This window comes from Actinophytocola oryzae, from assembly GCF_004364325.1.
In the GTDB taxonomy this organism is placed as follows: Bacteria; Actinomycetota; Actinomycetes; order Mycobacteriales; family Pseudonocardiaceae; genus Actinophytocola; species Actinophytocola oryzae.
Genome location: NZ_SOCP01000008.1, coordinates 414,513 through 430,998, shown reverse-complemented (window position 1 = coordinate 430,998; position 16,486 = coordinate 414,513). Strand labels below are relative to the sequence as shown.

Below are 16,486 nucleotides of genomic sequence, written 5' to 3'. Positions count from 1 at the left end.
TGGTCTACCAGATCGGGGCGTCGGCGCTGGTCATAGGGTGGTGGCGGGAACCCTGGCGAAGTGTGCGCGGGACTGGGCGGGGAGCCACAGCAGGACGAGGGTGGCGGCGGCCAGGACGATGCCGACCGGGTTGAGGGGCGTTTCGTCGGCGATGGCGAACAGGGTGACGAGGCCGCCGACGACGGTGAGGCTCAGGAGGATCGTGGCTCTGACCCGCGTGCCCCGTCGGCCGGCGGGCAGCCGTGCGGCGACCACGGTGTAGAAGATGGCCAGGAGGACGTGGATGCCGAGCGACCCGACCGCCGCGCCCTCGGCCGCGTCCCGGGTGGGGGCGAAGGACTCACCGGCGAACGAGGTGACGGTGTCGTCCCAGTCGAGGATGAGCAGGACGGCGATGAGCAGCTGGAACGCGGCGAGGGCGTAGAGGCACCACGTGGTCCACCGGATGGTCGTGTTCATGGTTTTCCCTCGTGTTCGTGGGGCTGTCCGGCTGGTTGGTGGGCCGGCTGTTCGCGTGGCCGGAAGCGCCAGCGGGGTGCCTTGCCGGGTCGCGCCGGGCGGCGGGCGGCGGTGCCGCGTTCGGCCCAGTCCCGGGTGAGCCGCGCCAGCAGACGGGTGAGCGTGACGAGATCGTCGGCATCCCAGTCGGCGACGACCTGCTCGAACGCGGCGAGCCCGAGGCTCTCCAGCCGGTCGAGTTCCTCGGTGCCGTCCTCGGTCACCTCGACGAGGCAGGTCCGTGCGTCGAAGGGATCGGCCTCGACGGTCACGTGCCCGGCGTCCTCCAACGCCTGCACGTGCCGCGTGACGGAGGACGGCGCCATGTCCAGCCGTTCCCCGATCTCGCTCGGCCGCAGCGGTCCGTCGGCGACCATCCGAAGGACGCCGACCCGAGGCGCGTCGAACGCCTTCGCCATCCCCCGCTGAGCCTCCGAGACCAGCACGAAGGTGGCCCTGTTCAGCTCCCGCACCACGTTCGTTCTTTCCATGAAGGAAAGACTAGCGTTTGACAGTAGGCACTGCCAGTACCGGCCCTTCGGACCAGAACCAGCTGACACTTTCGTGGGGCACGCTCACCCACGGGACGGCCGGTGGCGGCAACACGTCACCGAACGCCCACTGCCGCACCACGTCCCGCAACTCGTCGACCGTGACGAACGACTCCGCCGGGAAGGCCCTGTCGTGGGGGTTCCATGCGTCGTGGGTCAGGTCGACGCCCACGCGGGTGGCAACGAAAGTTGCGTCGAGATCGCTTTTGTCGATGCCGCTGACGCCGCGGTGCGGGATTCCAAAGAATACGAACGGACCGGTTCTCGTTCTGCCGAGTACCGCCTTGTCGGCATTGTTCGCCGTAGTCAGCTGGGCGGGTAGTACGACGCGTACAAGGCGACCGTCGCGGCGCGTTCCGACACCGGGGTTTCCTCGCGGATCTTTCGGTTGAGGCCCGGTGGATAGCCGGCCTTCAGCAACCGCCGCTCACACGCGTCCTCCATGAAGGACAGTGAGAAGTAGAGACCCAGCAGGTAGCCGAGCGCGACCATGGCGAACCGCAGGGACAGCGGGCCAGGTACGAGCAGGCACAGCCACCAGAACGAGAACTGCACGAGGGCACGGCTGAGGTGCCTGAGCACCCACGTGCCGCAGGTCAGGTCGTAGAGCACCCACTGGTGGTATGCGGTGGGCAGGGAACCCGCCACCGCATACCGCAACCAGTGAATGGGGTCAGGCGCCCGCGAGCGACCTGAGGGCGTCCGCACGGTCAGTCCGCTCCCAGGGCAGGTCCAGCTCGGGACGGCCGAAGTGGCCGTACGCGGCGGTCTGCCGGTAGATGGGCCGCAGCAGGTTGAGGTCGCGGATGATCGCGGCCGGGCGGAGGTCGAAGACCTCGCTGATCGACTGCTGGATCTTCGTCGGATCAACCGTCTCGGTGCCGAACGTCTCGACGAACAGGCCGACCGGGGCCGCCTTGCCGATGGCGTAGGCCACCTGGACCTCGATGCGGCTGGCGAGACCGGCGGCGACCGCGTTCTTGGCCACCCAGCGCATGGCGTACGCCGCGGAGCGGTCCACCTTCGACGGGTCCTTGCCGGAGAAGGCGCCACCACCGTGGCGGGCCATGCCGCCGTAGGTGTCGACGATGATCTTGCGGCCGGTCAGGCCCGCGTCACCCATCGGTCCGCCGATGACGAAGCGGCCGGTCGGGTTGACCAGCAGGCGCACGTTCTCGGTGTCCAGCTCCAGCTGGCCGATCTCGGGCAGCACGACCTGCTCGCGCACGTCCACACCGAGCAGCTTCTCCAGGTCGACGCCCTCGGCGTGCTGCGAGGACACGACGACGGTGTCCAGTCGCACGGCCTGGTCACCCGCGTACTCGATGGTGACCTGGGTCTTGCCGTCCGGACGCAGGTACGGCAGCTGGCCGTTCTTGCGGACCTCGGTCAGGCGCTTCGACAGGCGGTGGGCCAGCGCGATCGGCAGCGGCATCAGCTCCGGCGTGTCGGTGCACGCGTAGCCGAACATCAGGCCCTGGTCGCCCGCCCCCTGCTTGGCGATCTCGTCCTCGTCGCTCTCGACACGCTTCTCGTACGCGGTGTCGACACCCTGCGCGATGTCGGGCGACTGCGAGCCGAGCGCGACGTTGACGCCGCACGAGTTGCCGTCGAAGCCCTTGGCCGACGAGTCGTAGCCGATCCCCAGGATCGTCTCGCGTACCAGGGCCGGAATGTCCGCATACGCCTCGGTCGTGACCTCGCCCGCGACGTGCACCTGGCCGGTGGTCACGAGGGTCTCGACCGCCACGCGGGACTTCGGGTCCTTCGACAGGAGAGCGTCCAGCACCGCGTCGCTGATGGCGTCGCAGATCTTGTCGGGATGCCCCTCGGTCACCGATTCGCTGGTGAACAGCCGGCTTGCGGATTCACTCACGACGTTTCCCACCCACTCTTTCCCTGGTTGCTGCGATTAGCGTATGAACTGGGTATCGAGCGCCGCTCAGTTATGAGTCAGCGTTACCACGGCATCCCATATATCGGACGCCATGTGCGCCTTCGAGCCCAGTGCGATAGGCCGTTCGGACCCGTCGGAGGACAGGAGCCAGCCGGCGTTGTCCTCGGTCTCGAAGGCCTTGCCCTCCCCGACAGCGTTGACGACGAGCAGGTCACAGCCCTTGCGCTTCAGTTTCGCACGAGCGTGTTCCAGCACGTCAGCGCCACCGTCGCCGGTCTCCGCGGCGAAGCCGACGATGACCTGGCCCGGCGACCGCACCCCGACGAGCTCCGCGAGCACGTCCGGGTTGCGCGTCAGAGCGACCGGGTCCGGGTCCCGGTCGGTCTTCTTGATTTTGTACTCAGCCTGCGACACCGGGCGGAAGTCGGCAACCGCGGCCGCCATGACCACCACGTCAGCACCTGGTGACACGACGTGCATGGCGTCACGCAGCTCCAGTGCCGTGCCCACCCGGACCAGCTCCACGCCCGCGGGCTCCGGCAACCCGACCGTCGCCGCCGCGACCAGCGTCACCTGCGCGCCGCGTTGCGCCGCGGTGCGCGCGAGAGCGTAGCCCTGCTTGCCGGACGAGCGGTTGCCCAGGTAGCGGACCGGGTCCAGCGCCTCCCGGGTGCCACCGGCCGACACGACGACCCGCAGACCGGCCATGTCCCTCGGCAGCGCGTCCGGCCGGGCCAGGAGCAACCTGGCCAGGTCGACGATCTCGGCGGGGTCGGCGAGCCGCCCCTTGCCGGTGTCCTTGCCCGTCAGCCTGCCGCTCGCCGGCTCGGTCACCACGACGCCGCGCTCGCGCAGTGTCGCCACGTTCTGACGCGTGGCCGCGTGCTCCCACATCTCGGTGTGCATCGCGGGCACCATCATGACCGGACAGCGTGCGGTGAGCAGCGTGTTGGTGAGGAGGTCGTCCGCGAGCCCGTGTGCGGCCTTGGCCAGCAGGTTCGCGGTCGCGGGCGCGACGAGCACCAGGTCGGCTTCCTGGCCGATGCGCACGTGCGGCACCTCGTGCACGTCGTCGAAGACGCCGGTGTGCACCGGCTGCCCGGACAGCGCCTCGAACGTCGCGGCGCCCACGAAACGCAGCGCCGCCTCTGTCGGCACGACCTGGACCGAGTGTCCGGACTCGGTCAGCTGCCGAAGGACCTCGCACGCCTTGTAGGCGGCGATACCGCCGCCAACGCCCAGAACGACGCGGGAGGTCCCGCTGTGGATCATGGCCTCGCTCCGCTCAGCGTTCGCGGGCCTGTACCCGGCGTCTTCCCTCCTGCGCGCGGAGACCCAGGGCTCGTACCTCGCCGGGCCTCCGTGCTCGTCAGTCCAGACACCGGCGGCCCGCTCTGGATCATGACCTCGCTCCGCTCAGCGTTCGCAGGCCTGTACCCGGCGTCTTCCCTCCTGCGCGCGGAGACCCAGGGCTCGTACCTCGCCGGGCCTCCGTGCTCGTCAGTCCAGACACCGGCGGCCCGCTCTGGATCATGACCTCGCTCCGCTCAGCGTTCGCAGGCCTGTACCCGGCGTCTTCCCTCCTGCGCGCGGAGACCCAGGGCTCGTACCTCGCCGGGCCTCCGTGCTCGTCAGTCCAGACACCGGCGGCCCGCTCTGGATCATGGCCTCGCTCCGCTCAGCGTTCGCAGGCCTATTCCCGGCGTCGGCCCACTCATTCGCCTTCGGTGTGCTCCAGCAGGCCTGCGTGGATCTCGCGGAGCGCGATGGACAGCGGCTTCTCGCGGGGGCCCGGCTCGACGAGCGGGCCGACGTACTCGAGCAGGCCCTCACCGAGCTGCGCGTAGTAGTCGTTGATCTGCCGTGCGCGCTTGGCCGCGTAGATCACCAGGGCGTACTTGGAGCTGACCTTGTCGAGAAGGTCGTCGATCGGGGGGTTGGTGATGCCCTCGAGCTGCTGGCTCGAGGGGTCGCCCAGTGCGCCCAACTCGGCGGGTGTGATCACTAGTGGTTCTCCAGCTGATCAGAGGACTTGTCAAGTATCAACTTTAGCAAGTCGCGCGCGGCGCTCCGCACGTCGGTGTTGACAACCACAGCGTCGAACTCCGACTGGGCCGCCAGTTCCTCCTTGGCGGTCCGCAGGCGACGCTCCACGACCTCCGGCGCCTCGGTGCCGCGCTGTACCAGCCGCTCGACCAGGGCGTCCCAGCTCGGCGGCGACAGAAACACGAGGTAGGCCTCGGGCATCGCCTCGCGCAGGTTGCGGGCTCCCTGCAGGTCGACCTCGACCAGGGCGGGCTCACCGGCGGCCAGGCGGTCCTCGATGGGGGCCCTCGGCGTACCGGACCGGTGGATGCCCCGGTGGATCTCGGCCCACTCGAGCAGGTCGTCGTTCTTGATCATCCGGTCGAACTCGTCGGCCGTGACGAACCGGTAGTCCACCCCGTCCAGCTCGCCCGGTCGCTGGTCCCGCGTGGTGGCCGACACGCTGAACCACAGGTCCGGGTAGAGCTTCCGCAGCTCGTGGACGACGCTGCTCTTACCTACGCCGGAAGGGCCGGCTAGTACGACCAGCCGGCCCCTCCGATTCGCATTTCTCGTCACTCGCCGCTGAATTCGGCGAGCAACGCCTTGCGCTGGCGGTCGCCGAGGCCGCGCAGGCGGCGACTAGGGGCGATCTCAAGACGCTCGATGATCTGCTGGGCACGCACCTTGCCGACGCCCGGCAGGGCCTCGAGCAGTGCGGTGACCTTCATCTTGCCCAGGACCTCGTCCTTGTCGGCCTGAGCGAGCACATCCTTGAGGGTGGTGCCACCTCGCTTCAGGCGCTCCTTGAGCTCAGCTCGGGCGCGTCGGGCGGCAGCCGCCTTCTCCAGCGCTGCGGCCCGCTGCTCCTCGGTCAGCTGGGGAAGGGCCACGATTTCCTCCGGGGGGTGGGGTTTTCTGCGGATCGGTGTCGCGACGTTACCGAGGACCGGCTGGTCGTGACAACGCGGGTCCACCTTAGTGCGGTGGGTGATGCACTCGAGAGCATAGATCAACTCTCAGTAGCGAACACCCGTGGACCTGCGGTAACACCTTCGGGTCAGGTGTGTCGGGACCATACCGCACGCGCGGCGCGAAGCGCTTCGACGTGGTATGGCAGAACGATCTTGGTGAGGGTGTAGGCGAGCGCGACACCGGGGGTCGTATCGCCCGGCAGGAGCTGCGACCAGGCGGCCACGAACGCGCCAGCGGGAGCGAGTTCCCCCAGGTGGGACGGTGTGGCCTGACCAACTGCCGCAGCACCGGCCAGGCTTCGACACAGAGGCGGCGGCCGGGTGCCGCGACCATGGGGAAAGCCGGGGGAATCGGCCGCGTGTCGCTCGCCGCGGACGGGTACGCGCTTTCCACGACGGAAATATGAAATCCAGTCAAACCTTGCCGTTACGCGGGATTCCGGCAAGTTCGTCCGGATCGAAATCCGAGATGGAATCCAGTTCGGGAGATTCGTCAGCTCACGGAGTCCCTGACCAGAAGCGCGGCCGACCGCAGCGTCCCCACGTCCGGGCCGTGGCGCAGGATGTCCCGCGACGAGGACGGCAGGACGCGCTCGCGCACCGGCCCGAAGACCGACGCCAGGTCGGCCACGCCCGCGCCCTGCGCGCCGAAGCCCGGCGCGAGGATCATCCCGTTGAGCTTGGACAGGTCCAGCTCCGTCGCGCCGACCGTGGCGCCGATGACGAGGCCGACCGGGCCGACCGGGCTCGCGCCCGCGTTCCTGGCGGCGGCCTCGTCGACCATCGCCTGCGCGACGGTCACCCCGTTCTCGTCGCGGGCCCGCTGCACCTGCGGGCCCTCCTTGTTGGACGTCAGCGCCAGCACGAACACCCCTCGGCCGGTCCGCTCGGCGAGGTCGAGCGCCGGGGTGAGCGAGCCGAAGCCAAGGTACGGCGAGATCGTGACGGCGTCGGCCGCCAGTGGCGAGCCCTCCCCCAGGTACGCCTGGGCGTAGGCGGCCATCGTGGAGCCGATGTCGCCACGCTTCACGTCGAGGAGCACGAGCGTCCCGGTGTCCCGGAAGCCGGCTACCACCCGCTCCAGCACCGCGACGCCCGCGGAGCCGTGTGCCTCGAAGAACGCCGACTGCGGCTTGACGACCGCGACCTCGCCCGCGAGCGCCTCGACACACGTCATGGCGAAGCGCTCGAGCCCGGTCGCGTCGACGGGCAGGCCCCACTGCTCCAGCAGGGACGCGTGCGGGTCGATGCCGACGCACAGCGGCCCGTGTGCCGCGACGGCTTCGGTGACCCTGGCGCCGAACGGGGCCCTCACCGCTGGCTCCGCAGCGTGGCCTGCAGCGACTGCAGCGACTCCACCCCGATGTCCTGCCCGATCAACGCCTCGATGCCGTGCACGGCCGCCGCCGCGCCCTGGATCGTGGTCACGCACGGAATGTCCCGCGAGACGGCCGCGGTGCGGATCTCGTAGCCGTCCACGCGCGGACCGGGGTTGCCGTACGGGGTGTTGATCACCATGTCCACCCCGCCCTCCTTGATCATGTCCACGATGTTCTGGTCGCCCTCGAAGTGCTTGCGCACCTCGGTGCACGGGATCCCGTTGCGCCGCAGCACCTCCGCGGTGCCCGCGGTGGCCAGGATCTCGAACCCGAGGTCGGCGAGCCGCTTCACCGGGAAGATCATCGCCCGCTTGTCCCGGTTCGCCACCGACACGAACACGCGCCCGCTCGTGGGCAGCGAGCCGTAGGACGCCGTCTGCGACTTGGCGAACGCCTTGCCGAACGACGTGTCGACGCCCATCACCTCGCCGGTCGACTTCATCTCCGGGCCGAGCAGGGAGTCCACGCCGAGGCCCTCCGGCGTGCGGAAACGGTGGAACGGCAGCACGGCCTCCTTGACGGCCACCGGCGAGGTCGGCGGCAGGTCCGCCCCGTCACCGTGGTCGGGCAGCAGGCCCTCGGCACGCAGGTCCGCGACGGTCGCGCCGAGCATGATCCGCGCGGCGGCCTTCGCGAGCGGGGTGGCGGTCGCCTTGGACACGAACGGCACGGTCCGTGACGCCCTCGGGTTGGCCTCCAGCACGTACAGGACGTCGTCCTTGAGCGCGTACTGGACGTTCAGCAGGCCCCGCACGCCGATGCCCTTGGCGATCAGTTCGGTGGAGTGGCGGATGGTCTGCAGGTCGGTGCGGCCCAGCGTGATCGGCGGCAGCGCGCAGGACGAGTCGCCGGAGTGGACGCCCGCCTCCTCGATGTGCTCCATGACGCCGCCGAGGAAGACCTCGTCGCCGTCGCACAGCGCGTCGACGTCGATCTCGATGGCGTCGTCGAGGAACCGGTCGACCAGCACCGGGTGCTCCGGGGTGATCTCGGTGGCGCGCTCGATGTAGCCGGCGAGGGACGCCTCGTCGTACACGATCTCCATGCCGCGACCACCGAGCACGTAGGACGGCCGCACGAGCACGGGGTAGCCGATCTCGTCGGCGATCCGCTTGGCCGCGCCGAACGACGTGGCGGTGCCGTACATGGGCGCCGGCAGGCCCGCGGCGGTGAGGACCTCGCCGAACGCGCCCCGGTCCTCCGCGAGGTGGATGGCGTGGGGCGGCGTGCCGACGACCGGCACCCCGGCCTCGGCCAGCCTGCGTGCGAGGCCGAGCGGGGTCTGGCCGCCGAGCTGCACGATCACCCCGACGACCGTGCCGGACTGCTGCTCGGAGTGCACGACCTCCAGGACGTCCTCGAAGGTGAGCGGCTCGAAGTACAGGCGGTCGGAGGTGTCGTAGTCGGTGGACACGGTCTCCGGGTTGCAGTTGACCATGACGGTCTCGAACCCGGCGTCGCGCAAGGCCATGGCCGCGTGCACGCACGAGTAGTCGAACTCGATGCCCTGCCCGATGCGGTTGGGGCCCGAGCCGAGGATCAGCACCTTGGGCCGGTCGCGCTGGGGCGCCACCTCCGACTCGGCGGCGGGGTCCAGCTCGTAGGCCGAGTAGTGGTAGGGCGTGCGGGCCTCGAACTCGGCCGCGCACGTGTCGACGGTCTTGTAGACCGGGCGGATGCCGAGGCGGTGGCGGAGCGTGCGGACACCGTTCTCCCCCGCCAACTCGGGTCGCAGGGCTGCGACCTGGCGGTCGGAGAAGCCCGCGCGCTTGACCCTGCGCAGCAGCAGCTCGTCGAGCACGGGTGCCGCGCACACCTCCTCCCTCAGCTCGACCAGCGACGCGACCTGGTCGACGAACCACGGGTCGATGCCCGAGGCCGCGCTGACGTCGGCGACGCTCACGCCGAGCCGCAGCGCGCGCTCCACCGTGTAGAGGCGGCCGTCGTGCGGGATCCGCAGGGCGGCGAGCACCCCTTCGACGGTCAGGGTGTCCGGGTCGGGCGTGGTCCAGAAGCCCGCGGCCCTGGTCTCCATCGACCGCAGTGCCTTGCCGAGCGCCTCGACGAAGTTGCGGCCGAGCGCCATGCCCTCGCCGACGGACTTCATCGTGGTCGTGAGCGTCGGGTCGGCGCCGGGGAACTTCTCGAAGGCGAACCTCGGGACCTTGACGACCACGTAGTCGAGGGTCGGCTCGAAGCTCGCCGGGGTCTCGCCGGTGATGTCGTTGCGGATCTCGTCGAGCGAGTAGCCGATGGCGAGCTTCGCGGCGATCTTGGCGATGGGGAAGCCGGTGGCCTTCGACGCGAGCGCGCTCGATCGCGACACCCGGGGGTTCATCTCGATGACGACCAGGCGCCCGGTCCCCGGGTGGACCGCGAACTGGATGTTGCAGCCGCCGGTGTCCACGCCGACCGCACGCAGCACGTCGATGCCGACGTCACGCATGTGCTGGTACTCGCGGTCGGTGAGGGTCATCGCGGGGGCGACGGTGACCGAGTCGCCGGTGTGCACGCCCATCGGGTCGATGTTCTCGATGGAGCAGATGACCACGACGTTGTCGCATGCGTCGCGCATCAGCTCCAGCTCGTACTCCTTCCAGCCGAGCACGCTCTCCTCGATGAGCACCTCGTGCACCGGCGACTCGGCGAGCCCGGAGGTCGCCATGCGCTCCAGGTCCTCGGCGGTGTGCGCGACGCCCGAGCCGAGGCCGCCCATGGTGAACGAGGGCCGGATGACGACGGGGAGGCCGAGGTCGTCGACGGTCTTGCGGACCTCGTCCATCGTGTGGCAGACCGCGCTGCGGGGGGTCTCGGCGCCGACGGAGGCGCAGATGTCCTTGAACCGCTGACGGTCCTCGCCGCGCTGGATGGCCTCGATGTCGGCGCCGATCAGCTCGACGCCGTACTTCTCGAGGACGCCCCGCTCGTGGAGGGCGACCGCGGTGTTGAGCGCGGTCTGCCCGCCGAGGGTGGCGAGGATGGCGTCCGGCCGCTCCTTGGCGATCACCTTCTCGACGAAGTCCCAGGTGATCGGCTCGATGTAGGTGGCGTCGGCGAACTCCGGGTCGGTCATGATCGTCGCCGGGTTGGAGTTCACGAGGCTGACCCGCAGCCCCTCCTCACGCAGCACCCGGCACGCCTGGGTACCGGAGTAGTCGAACTCGCACGCCTGCCCGATCACGATCGGCCCAGAGCCGATCACGAGCACGTGCTCGATGTCGTCACGCTTGGGCACCGCGGCCGCCTTCCTTCACGAGCCTGCGCAGGCCGTCTCGAAACACCTGAAAACTCCTGGAACGGTTGTTGTCCACATCCATGTGCGGCGCGACCTCTCCGGCTGCCACGTACTTCGCCAGACCTTTCCGGTGGTAGCCGTGCTTGCGCAGAACCCGCTCGAGCGCTTCCCACGTCCCTCGGACCGCGTCCGGATCCCGGTAGCCGTCCTGCTGCCCCAGGCTGGCGGGCAGCCGGGGATACGCGTGGCACAGGGCCGGCACGTCGCCGAGGAACCACGCCTCGAGCTCCTCGATCACGATGCGGAACATCACCGCATGGGAGGGCAGTGAGGAAGCCACCGCGATCCGCTCCAACTCGGCTTTCAGCCGGACGCAGTCGTCGCCGTCGCGATCCAGCAGAACGACGACGCGCAGGTTCGCTTCCGACCAGTAGGACGAATAGGCACGAAGCCGCTGAGGAAGTCGTCGGAGCAGGTCGTGCTTGCCGTTGAAAATGTAGATCTTGAAGGGGCACTCCGGGACTATGCGTGGCAACAGGCTCCGCAACGCGAGTTCCGCGGACGGCTCCTCCACGAGTACCTCCAGCCGCACCGGGCCGGTGACAGTCACGATCGCCCCGTCAACGGGTCACCGACGCTGAAGTACCCCTCGGTCCACAGGTCCCCGAGTGCTCCACCTGCTTCGACCATGTCGACCAGCCTCGGCATGTCGGCTGCCCGCTGTGCTTGGGCATAGCCGTCCTCAGCTCGGTAGAGGACCCAGACCTCTTCGGGGCGCATCGCGTCCACGAGACGAGGTGAGTGCGTCGCGACGATGACCTGGCCGCTCTCGGCAGACGATCGTGCGGCCTCCGCGAGGAGGTAGTGCAGCCGAGGATGAACCTGGTTCTCCGGCTCCTCCAGCAGCAGGACCGACGCGGGCTCGCGCAGTGCGACGAGGTAGCCGAGCAGCTTCAAGGTCCCTTCGGAGATGTTCACGGGAAGGATCGGCTCGTCGGCGCCCTCTTCCTTGATCCGTACGATGTCGCGGCCATCCCCGAGCCGCTCCGGGACGACGTCCGCCAGGCCTGGTACGTAGCGCCGAAGCTCCCGAATGACCGGTTCCCACACTTCTGACTTGCGTTCCCGCAGGTGCAGCACCACAGTCGCCAGGTTGTCGCCGGTCGTCGACAACCTGGCCGTCTTGCGTGATGAACCGTTGCCGGCGCGGATCCGCTCGATGTCGAGGTTCGAAAGCCGGCACCGCGTGACGAACCGCCGGAACCTGACAATGTGCGGATGAACGTCCAGTTGGCCGAACACCGCCACAGCGAGCACATCAGGACTGGATAGGGAGGCAGGCTCTGCGGAACCACTACCGGCCAGTGTTCCGGTACCTCCGTTGAAACTCAGCAAGGACTCAGCGCCGGGGACAGGCTGGCGGGTGTCCTCCCAGGTCAGCTCTTCCGCTCGCACGACCGGCGTGCCCTCGTCCTCGTCCACCGCCAGTCGGTAGTGGAACCGCTCCAGGTCGATCCGGCAGGTCAGCTCGATCTCAACGGGGCCGACGGCTTCGCGGCTGCGAATCTCGGCGAGGCCGCCGCGTTCGTCCCATGGTGCGGCAAGCCCCCCGCTGACCGCCTGCTGCAGGAACCGGAGGGCGTCGAACACCGTCGACTTGCCGGTGCCGTTGGCTCCCACCAGCGCAGTCATGGAGGTGAGGGGCTCGAACGTGACGTCCCGGAGCACGCGGTAGTTCCGGATGCGAAGCCGCTCGATCCCGAGTTGGGGAGTGTCAGGCGAACTCATCGCCGCCCCTCGCTCATCAGGGCGACGAACTCGTCGAACAGGGACGCGGCGTCGTGGGGGCCGGCCGCCGCCTCCGGGTGGTACTGGACCGAGAAAGCGGGGGTGTCGATGGCCCGCACACCCTCGACGCAGCCGTCGTTCGGGCAGTAGTGGCTGATCGTCGCCGCGCCGTACGGGGTGTCGAAGCGCTGGCCGGGCTCGCCCTCGATGGCGAAGCCGTGGTTCTGGGCGGTGATCGCGACCCGGCCGGTGGCCACGTCGATGACCGGGATGTTGATGCCCCGGTGCCCGTAGCGCAGCTTGTACGTGGACAGGCCCAGCGCGCGGCCGAGGATCTGGTGGCCGAAGCAGATGCCGAAGGTCGGGATCCGCTGGTCGAGGACCGCCTTCGTCAACGTCACCGGGCCGTCGGTCGTCGCGGGGTCACCGGGGCCGTTCGCCAGGAAGAAACCGTCCGGTTCGAGGGCCAGGACGTCGTCGACCGTGGCGTTCGACGGGAGGACGTGGGTCTCTATGCCCCGCTCGGACATCATGCGAGGCGTGTTCGTCTTGATGCCCACGTCCAGCGCCGCGACCCGGAACCGCTTTTCACCGACTGGTTTGACCACATAGGCCTCAGGGGCCGTGACCTCGCCCGCCAGGTCCGCACCGACCATCTGGGGGCTCGCAAGCACCCGTTCCACCATCTCGTCGACGCTGGTGAGCGCCTCGCCGGAGAAAACACCTCCGCGCATCGCGCCGCGCTCGCGGATGTGGCGGGTCAGCGTGCGGGTGTCGACACCCGCGATGCCGACCACGCCCTGCTCGACGAGCGCGTCGTCGAGGGTGCGGCGCGAGCGCCAGTTGGACGGGATCCTGGCCGGGTCGCGGACCACGTAGCCGGCGACCCACACCCGGCTCGACTCGTCGTCCTCGTCGTTCCACCCCGTGTTGCCGATCTGCGGGGCGGTCGCCACCACGATCTGGCGGTGGTACGACGGGTCGGTCAACGTCTCCTGGTAGCCGGTCATGCCGGTGCAGAAGACGACCTCGCCGAGGGTCTCGCCGGTCGCACCGAACGCCTCGCCGCGGAAGACCCTGCCGTCCTCTAGGACCAGGGCAGCCTGCGTCACTGGAGCACCTTTCCTTCGTGGGCGGTGACCCTGCCGTTGAGCACGGTCGTGACCACCCGGCCGGGCAGCGTCATGCCCTCGTACGGGGTGTTGGCGGCGATACTGGCCAGCAGGGCGCCCCGGACGGTCCACGTCGCCGCGGGGTCGACCAGGGTGAGCGTGGCCGGCTCGCCTGCTTCGAGTGGGCGGCCCTGGTCGGTCAGCCCGGCTATCGCGGCCGGGCGCTCGCTCATGACCCGCGCCACGCCGCGCCAGTCGAGCAGGCCCGGCTCGACCATGGTGGCCACGACCACCGACAGCGCCGTCTGCAGACCGAGCATGCCGGGGCGGGCGGCGGACCACTCGCAGTCCTTGTCCTGCTGGGCGTGGGGCGCGTGGTCGGTGGCCACGCAGTCCAGCACGCCCTCGGCCAGCGCCTCACGCAGGACCTTGGCGTCGGCGGCCGTCCGCAGGGGCGGGTTGACCTTGTTGACCGGGTCGTAGGTCGCCAGGCGCTCGTCGTCCAGCAGCAGGTGGTGCGGGGTGACCTCGGCGGACACCGTGATGCCCTGGCTCTTGGCCCACCGGATCAGCTCAGCGGCGCCCGCCGTCGAGACGTGGCACACGTGCAGGCGGGCGCCGGTCTGCCTGGCCAGCAGGCAGTCGCGGGCGATGATCGACTCCTCCGCCGCGGCCGGCCAGCCCGCGAGGCCGAGGCGGGCGGCGTGCTCGCCCTCGTGGGCCTGGGCGCCCTCGGTGAGGCGCGGCTCCTCGGCGTGCTGGGCGATGACCACGTCCAGCGCGGTCGAGTACTCCAGCGCGCGCCGCATGAGCAGCGGGTCGGCGACGCAGTGGCCGTCGTCGGAGAACATCAGGACGCCGGTGGCCGCCATGGTGCCCAGCTCGGCCAGCCGCTCACCCTTCAGGCCGACCGTGACCGCGCCCACCGGGTGGACGTCGACGAGGCCCACCTCGCGGCCTCGGCGGGCGACGTGTTGGACGATCACCGCGTTGTCGGCGACCGGGTCGGTGTTGGCCATGGCGAACACGGCCGTGTACCCGCCGAGGGCGGCGGCTGCCGAGCCGGTGGCGATGGTCTCGGTGTCCTCGCGGCCGGGTTCACGCAGGTGGGTGTGCAGGTCGACGAAGCCGGGGAGCGCGATCAGGCCGTCGGCCTCGATCACCTCGGCGTCGTCGACCGCGCCCTCGGCGATGAGGCCGTCGCGGAGCAGCAGGTCGCGCGGTTCCTCGCCGTAGGGCCGGGCACCCTTGATCAACAGGGGTTTCACGCGACCTCTTCCTCGTGGGCGAGCAGGTGGTACAGGACGGCCATCCGCACGTGCACGCCGTTGGACACCTGCTGGGTGATCGCGGCGCGGGGCGAGTCGGCCACCGCGGCGGCGATCTCCATGCCCCGCAGCATCGGACCCGGGTGCAGGACGACCGCGTGGTCGGGCAGCAGGGCCAGCCTGCGCTCGCTCATCCCGTAGGCGATCGAGTACTCGCGGGCCGAGGGGAAGAACCCGCCGTGCATCCGTTCGGCCTGGACACGCAGCATCATCACCGCGTCGAGGCTCGGCAGCTCGGCGTCCAACGTGTGGGACACCTCGACGGGCCAGCGGTCGACGTGGGCGGGCAGCAGGGTCGGCGGGGCGACCAGGACGACCTGCGCGCCGAGCGTGGTGAGCAGGTGGACGTTCGAGCGCGCGACCCTGCTGTGCAGGACGTCCCCGACGATCGCGATCCGCCTGCCCGCGAGGTCGCCGAGGCGTTCCCGCAGGGTGGCGGCGTCGAGGAGGGCCTGCGTGGGGTGCTCGTGCATGCCGTCGCCCGCGTTGACGACCGAGGTGCCGGACTCCTCCAGCCACTCCGCGAGGCGGTGCGCGGCGCCCGAGGCCGGGTGCCTGATGATCACGCAGTCGGCACCCGCCGCGGCGAGGGTCAGCGCGGTGTCGCGCAGCGACTCCCCCTTGCCGACGCTCGACCCGCTCGACGAGACGTTGACGACGTCCGCGCTCATCCACTTCCCGGCGATCTCGAAGGAGACGCGGGTGCGGGTGGAGTTCTCGTAGAACATCGTGATGACCGTGCGGCCGCGCAGGGTCGGCAGCTTGCGGACCTCCCTGCCGAGCAGGGTGTGCTTCAGCTCGGACGCGGTGTCGAGCACCGCCGTCGCCGCCTCGGCGGTCATGCCCTCGGTGGTCAGGAGGTGCTTCATGCCGACCCCTCCCTCCTGTCGAGCACCACGGCGTCGCGGTCGTCGATCTCGGTGAGCAGGACGTGGACCTCCTCGGTGCGGGACGTCGGCACGTTCTTGCCGACGTAGTCGGCGCGGATGGGCAGCTCCCGGTGGCCGCGGTCGACCAGGACGGCCAGTTGAACCGACCGGGGCCTGCCCACGTCTCTGAGGGCATCCAGCGCCGCGCGGATCGTGCGGCCCGAGTAGAGGACGTCGTCGACGAGGATGACCAGGTGGTCGTCGATGCCGCCGCGCGGCAGGTCGGTCTGGCCGAGCGGTCGGGTCGGTCTGCGCCGAAGATCGTCCCGGTACAGTGTGACGTCAAGCACACCGGTGGGGACGGCGGCGCCGGCGAAGTCGGCGATGCGGGTGGCCAGCCGGGCCGCGATGGGGGCTCCCCGCGTGGGGATGCCGAGCAGGACGACCGGCGGGGCGTTGGCGGCGCCGAGCGATGTGCGCTCGATCACCTGATGCGCCATACGGGCGACGGTGCGCGCGACGTCGCCGGCCGAAAGCAGCTCGCGCCGCTCAGCCGGGTCCGTCGCGCCGCTGTGGGGCGGCACCACGGTCTTGACCTCCTTCCCCGCCTCACTGGACGGGTCCTTAAAGGACGTCTAGCTGCGCGCCCACTGCGGGCGCTGTAGCACCGTATCAGGCCCCACGGATCCACCAGACGGGTGGTAATCCGACGTTTCCACGGACGTCGTACGCAGATCAGCTTGACCTGGTGACAACTGTGGGTAACCATTACTCTGCGTGTCGATTTGCGGCTACCCGCGGCAGCCACGGTTTGGGCCGGCCGGCGGGCG

General features: G+C 69.9%; 17 protein-coding genes. All 17 read right to left on the bottom strand.

Translation table 11 applies throughout. From position 1 onward, the window contains the following. Positions 1 to 30 precede the first annotated feature (30 nt). On the bottom strand, positions 31 to 459 hold the full coding sequence (locus CLV71_RS23625) for a hypothetical protein (protein ID WP_133905002.1): 429 nt from the start codon (positions 457 to 459) through the stop codon (positions 31 to 33). Continuing rightward, positions 456 to 989, bottom strand: a complete 534-nt coding sequence (locus tag CLV71_RS23620) for a MarR family winged helix-turn-helix transcriptional regulator (protein ID WP_133905001.1) — start codon at positions 987 to 989, stop codon at positions 456 to 458. The genes CLV71_RS23625 and CLV71_RS23620 overlap by 4 nt, the downstream gene beginning before the upstream one ends. A gap of 10 nt (positions 990 to 999) precedes the next feature. Next, on the bottom strand, positions 1,000 to 1,221 hold the full coding sequence (locus CLV71_RS47880) for a hypothetical protein (RefSeq protein ID WP_166664200.1): 222 nt from the start codon (positions 1,219 to 1,221) through the stop codon (positions 1,000 to 1,002). A 134-nt stretch (positions 1,222 to 1,355) separates the two neighbouring features. Then, the gene (locus CLV71_RS23610) at positions 1,356 to 1,709 is read right to left on the bottom strand and encodes a DUF5313 family protein (RefSeq protein ID WP_243866660.1); all 354 of its coding nucleotides are present in this window, start codon (positions 1,707 to 1,709) and stop codon (positions 1,356 to 1,358) included. Positions 1,710 to 1,722: 13 nt separating this feature from the next. Then, positions 1,723 to 2,925 carry a methionine adenosyltransferase gene (metK, locus tag CLV71_RS23605; RefSeq protein WP_166664223.1) on the bottom strand — a complete coding sequence of 401 codons (1,203 nt, stop codon included), beginning with the start codon at positions 2,923 to 2,925 and terminating at the stop codon, positions 1,723 to 1,725. A 66-nt stretch (positions 2,926 to 2,991) separates the two neighbouring features. After that, a complete protein-coding gene (gene coaBC, locus CLV71_RS23600; protein WP_133904999.1) occupies positions 2,992 to 4,218 on the bottom strand; it encodes a bifunctional phosphopantothenoylcysteine decarboxylase/phosphopantothenate--cysteine ligase CoaBC in 1,227 nt (408 codons plus the stop codon). A gap of 442 nt (positions 4,219 to 4,660) precedes the next feature. Continuing rightward, complete coding sequence (rpoZ, locus tag CLV71_RS23595) at positions 4,661 to 4,951, bottom strand: DNA-directed RNA polymerase subunit omega (protein WP_208297706.1); 291 nt, start codon at positions 4,949 to 4,951, stop codon at positions 4,661 to 4,663. Continuing rightward, positions 4,951 to 5,550 carry a guanylate kinase gene (gene gmk, locus CLV71_RS23590; protein ID WP_133904998.1) on the bottom strand — a complete coding sequence of 200 codons (600 nt, stop codon included), beginning with the start codon at positions 5,548 to 5,550 and terminating at the stop codon, positions 4,951 to 4,953. The genes rpoZ and gmk overlap by 1 nt, the downstream gene beginning before the upstream one ends. Next, positions 5,547 to 5,864 (bottom strand): integration host factor, actinobacterial type, encoded by a 318-nt coding sequence (gene mihF / locus CLV71_RS23585; RefSeq protein ID WP_133905065.1) that lies wholly within the window; start codon positions 5,862 to 5,864, stop codon positions 5,547 to 5,549. Before mihF ends, gmk begins: the two co-directional genes overlap by 4 nt. A 574-nt stretch (positions 5,865 to 6,438) precedes the next feature. After that, positions 6,439 to 7,260, bottom strand: a complete 822-nt coding sequence (gene pyrF / locus CLV71_RS23580; protein ID WP_133904997.1) for an orotidine-5'-phosphate decarboxylase — start codon at positions 7,258 to 7,260, stop codon at positions 6,439 to 6,441. Continuing rightward, a complete protein-coding gene (gene carB, locus CLV71_RS23575; RefSeq protein WP_133904996.1) occupies positions 7,257 to 10,559 on the bottom strand; it encodes a carbamoyl-phosphate synthase large subunit in 3,303 nt (1,100 codons plus the stop codon). The genes pyrF and carB overlap by 4 nt, the downstream gene beginning before the upstream one ends. After that, positions 10,546 to 11,169: a DUF4276 family protein gene (locus CLV71_RS23570; RefSeq protein ID WP_243866659.1), complete on the bottom strand. Its 624-nt coding sequence runs from the start codon at positions 11,167 to 11,169 to the stop codon at positions 10,546 to 10,548. The genes carB and CLV71_RS23570 overlap by 14 nt, the downstream gene beginning before the upstream one ends. Next, a complete protein-coding gene (locus tag CLV71_RS23565) occupies positions 11,166 to 12,347 on the bottom strand; it encodes an AAA family ATPase (RefSeq protein ID WP_133904995.1) in 1,182 nt (393 codons plus the stop codon). The genes CLV71_RS23570 and CLV71_RS23565 overlap by 4 nt, the downstream gene beginning before the upstream one ends. Beyond that, positions 12,344 to 13,459: a glutamine-hydrolyzing carbamoyl-phosphate synthase small subunit gene (gene carA / locus CLV71_RS23560; protein ID WP_133904994.1), complete on the bottom strand. Its 1,116-nt coding sequence runs from the start codon at positions 13,457 to 13,459 to the stop codon at positions 12,344 to 12,346. The genes CLV71_RS23565 and carA overlap by 4 nt, the downstream gene beginning before the upstream one ends. Beyond that, positions 13,456 to 14,727: a dihydroorotase gene (locus CLV71_RS23555; RefSeq protein WP_133904993.1), complete on the bottom strand. Its 1,272-nt coding sequence runs from the start codon at positions 14,725 to 14,727 to the stop codon at positions 13,456 to 13,458. Before CLV71_RS23555 ends, carA begins: the two co-directional genes overlap by 4 nt. Beyond that, entirely contained in the window at positions 14,724 to 15,656 is a 933-nt protein-coding gene (locus CLV71_RS23550; protein WP_133904992.1) for an aspartate carbamoyltransferase catalytic subunit, read from the bottom strand. The genes CLV71_RS23555 and CLV71_RS23550 overlap by 4 nt, the downstream gene beginning before the upstream one ends. Continuing rightward, positions 15,653 to 16,243 (bottom strand): bifunctional pyr operon transcriptional regulator/uracil phosphoribosyltransferase PyrR, encoded by a 591-nt coding sequence (pyrR, locus tag CLV71_RS23545; protein ID WP_133904991.1) that lies wholly within the window; start codon positions 16,241 to 16,243, stop codon positions 15,653 to 15,655. The genes CLV71_RS23550 and pyrR overlap by 4 nt, the downstream gene beginning before the upstream one ends. Positions 16,244 to 16,486 lie beyond the last annotated feature (243 nt).

Bases quoted from the DNA above. Each gene is read 5' to 3' on its own strand.
- CLV71_RS23620 (WP_133905001.1), bottom strand. From the start codon at position 989: ATGGAAAGAACGAACGTGGTGCGGGAGCTGAACAGGGCCACCTTCGTG.
- CLV71_RS23550 (WP_133904992.1), bottom strand. From the start codon at position 15,656: ATGAAGCACCTCCTGACCACCGAGGGCATGACCGCCGAGGCGGCGACG.
- CLV71_RS23625 (WP_133905002.1), bottom strand. From the start codon at position 459: ATGAACACGACCATCCGGTGGACCACGTGGTGCCTCTACGCCCTCGCC.
- coaBC (WP_133904999.1), bottom strand. From the start codon at position 4,218: ATGATCCACAGCGGGACCTCCCGCGTCGTTCTGGGCGTTGGCGGCGGT.
- CLV71_RS23565 (WP_133904995.1), bottom strand. From the start codon at position 12,347: ATGAGTTCGCCTGACACTCCCCAACTCGGGATCGAGCGGCTTCGCATC.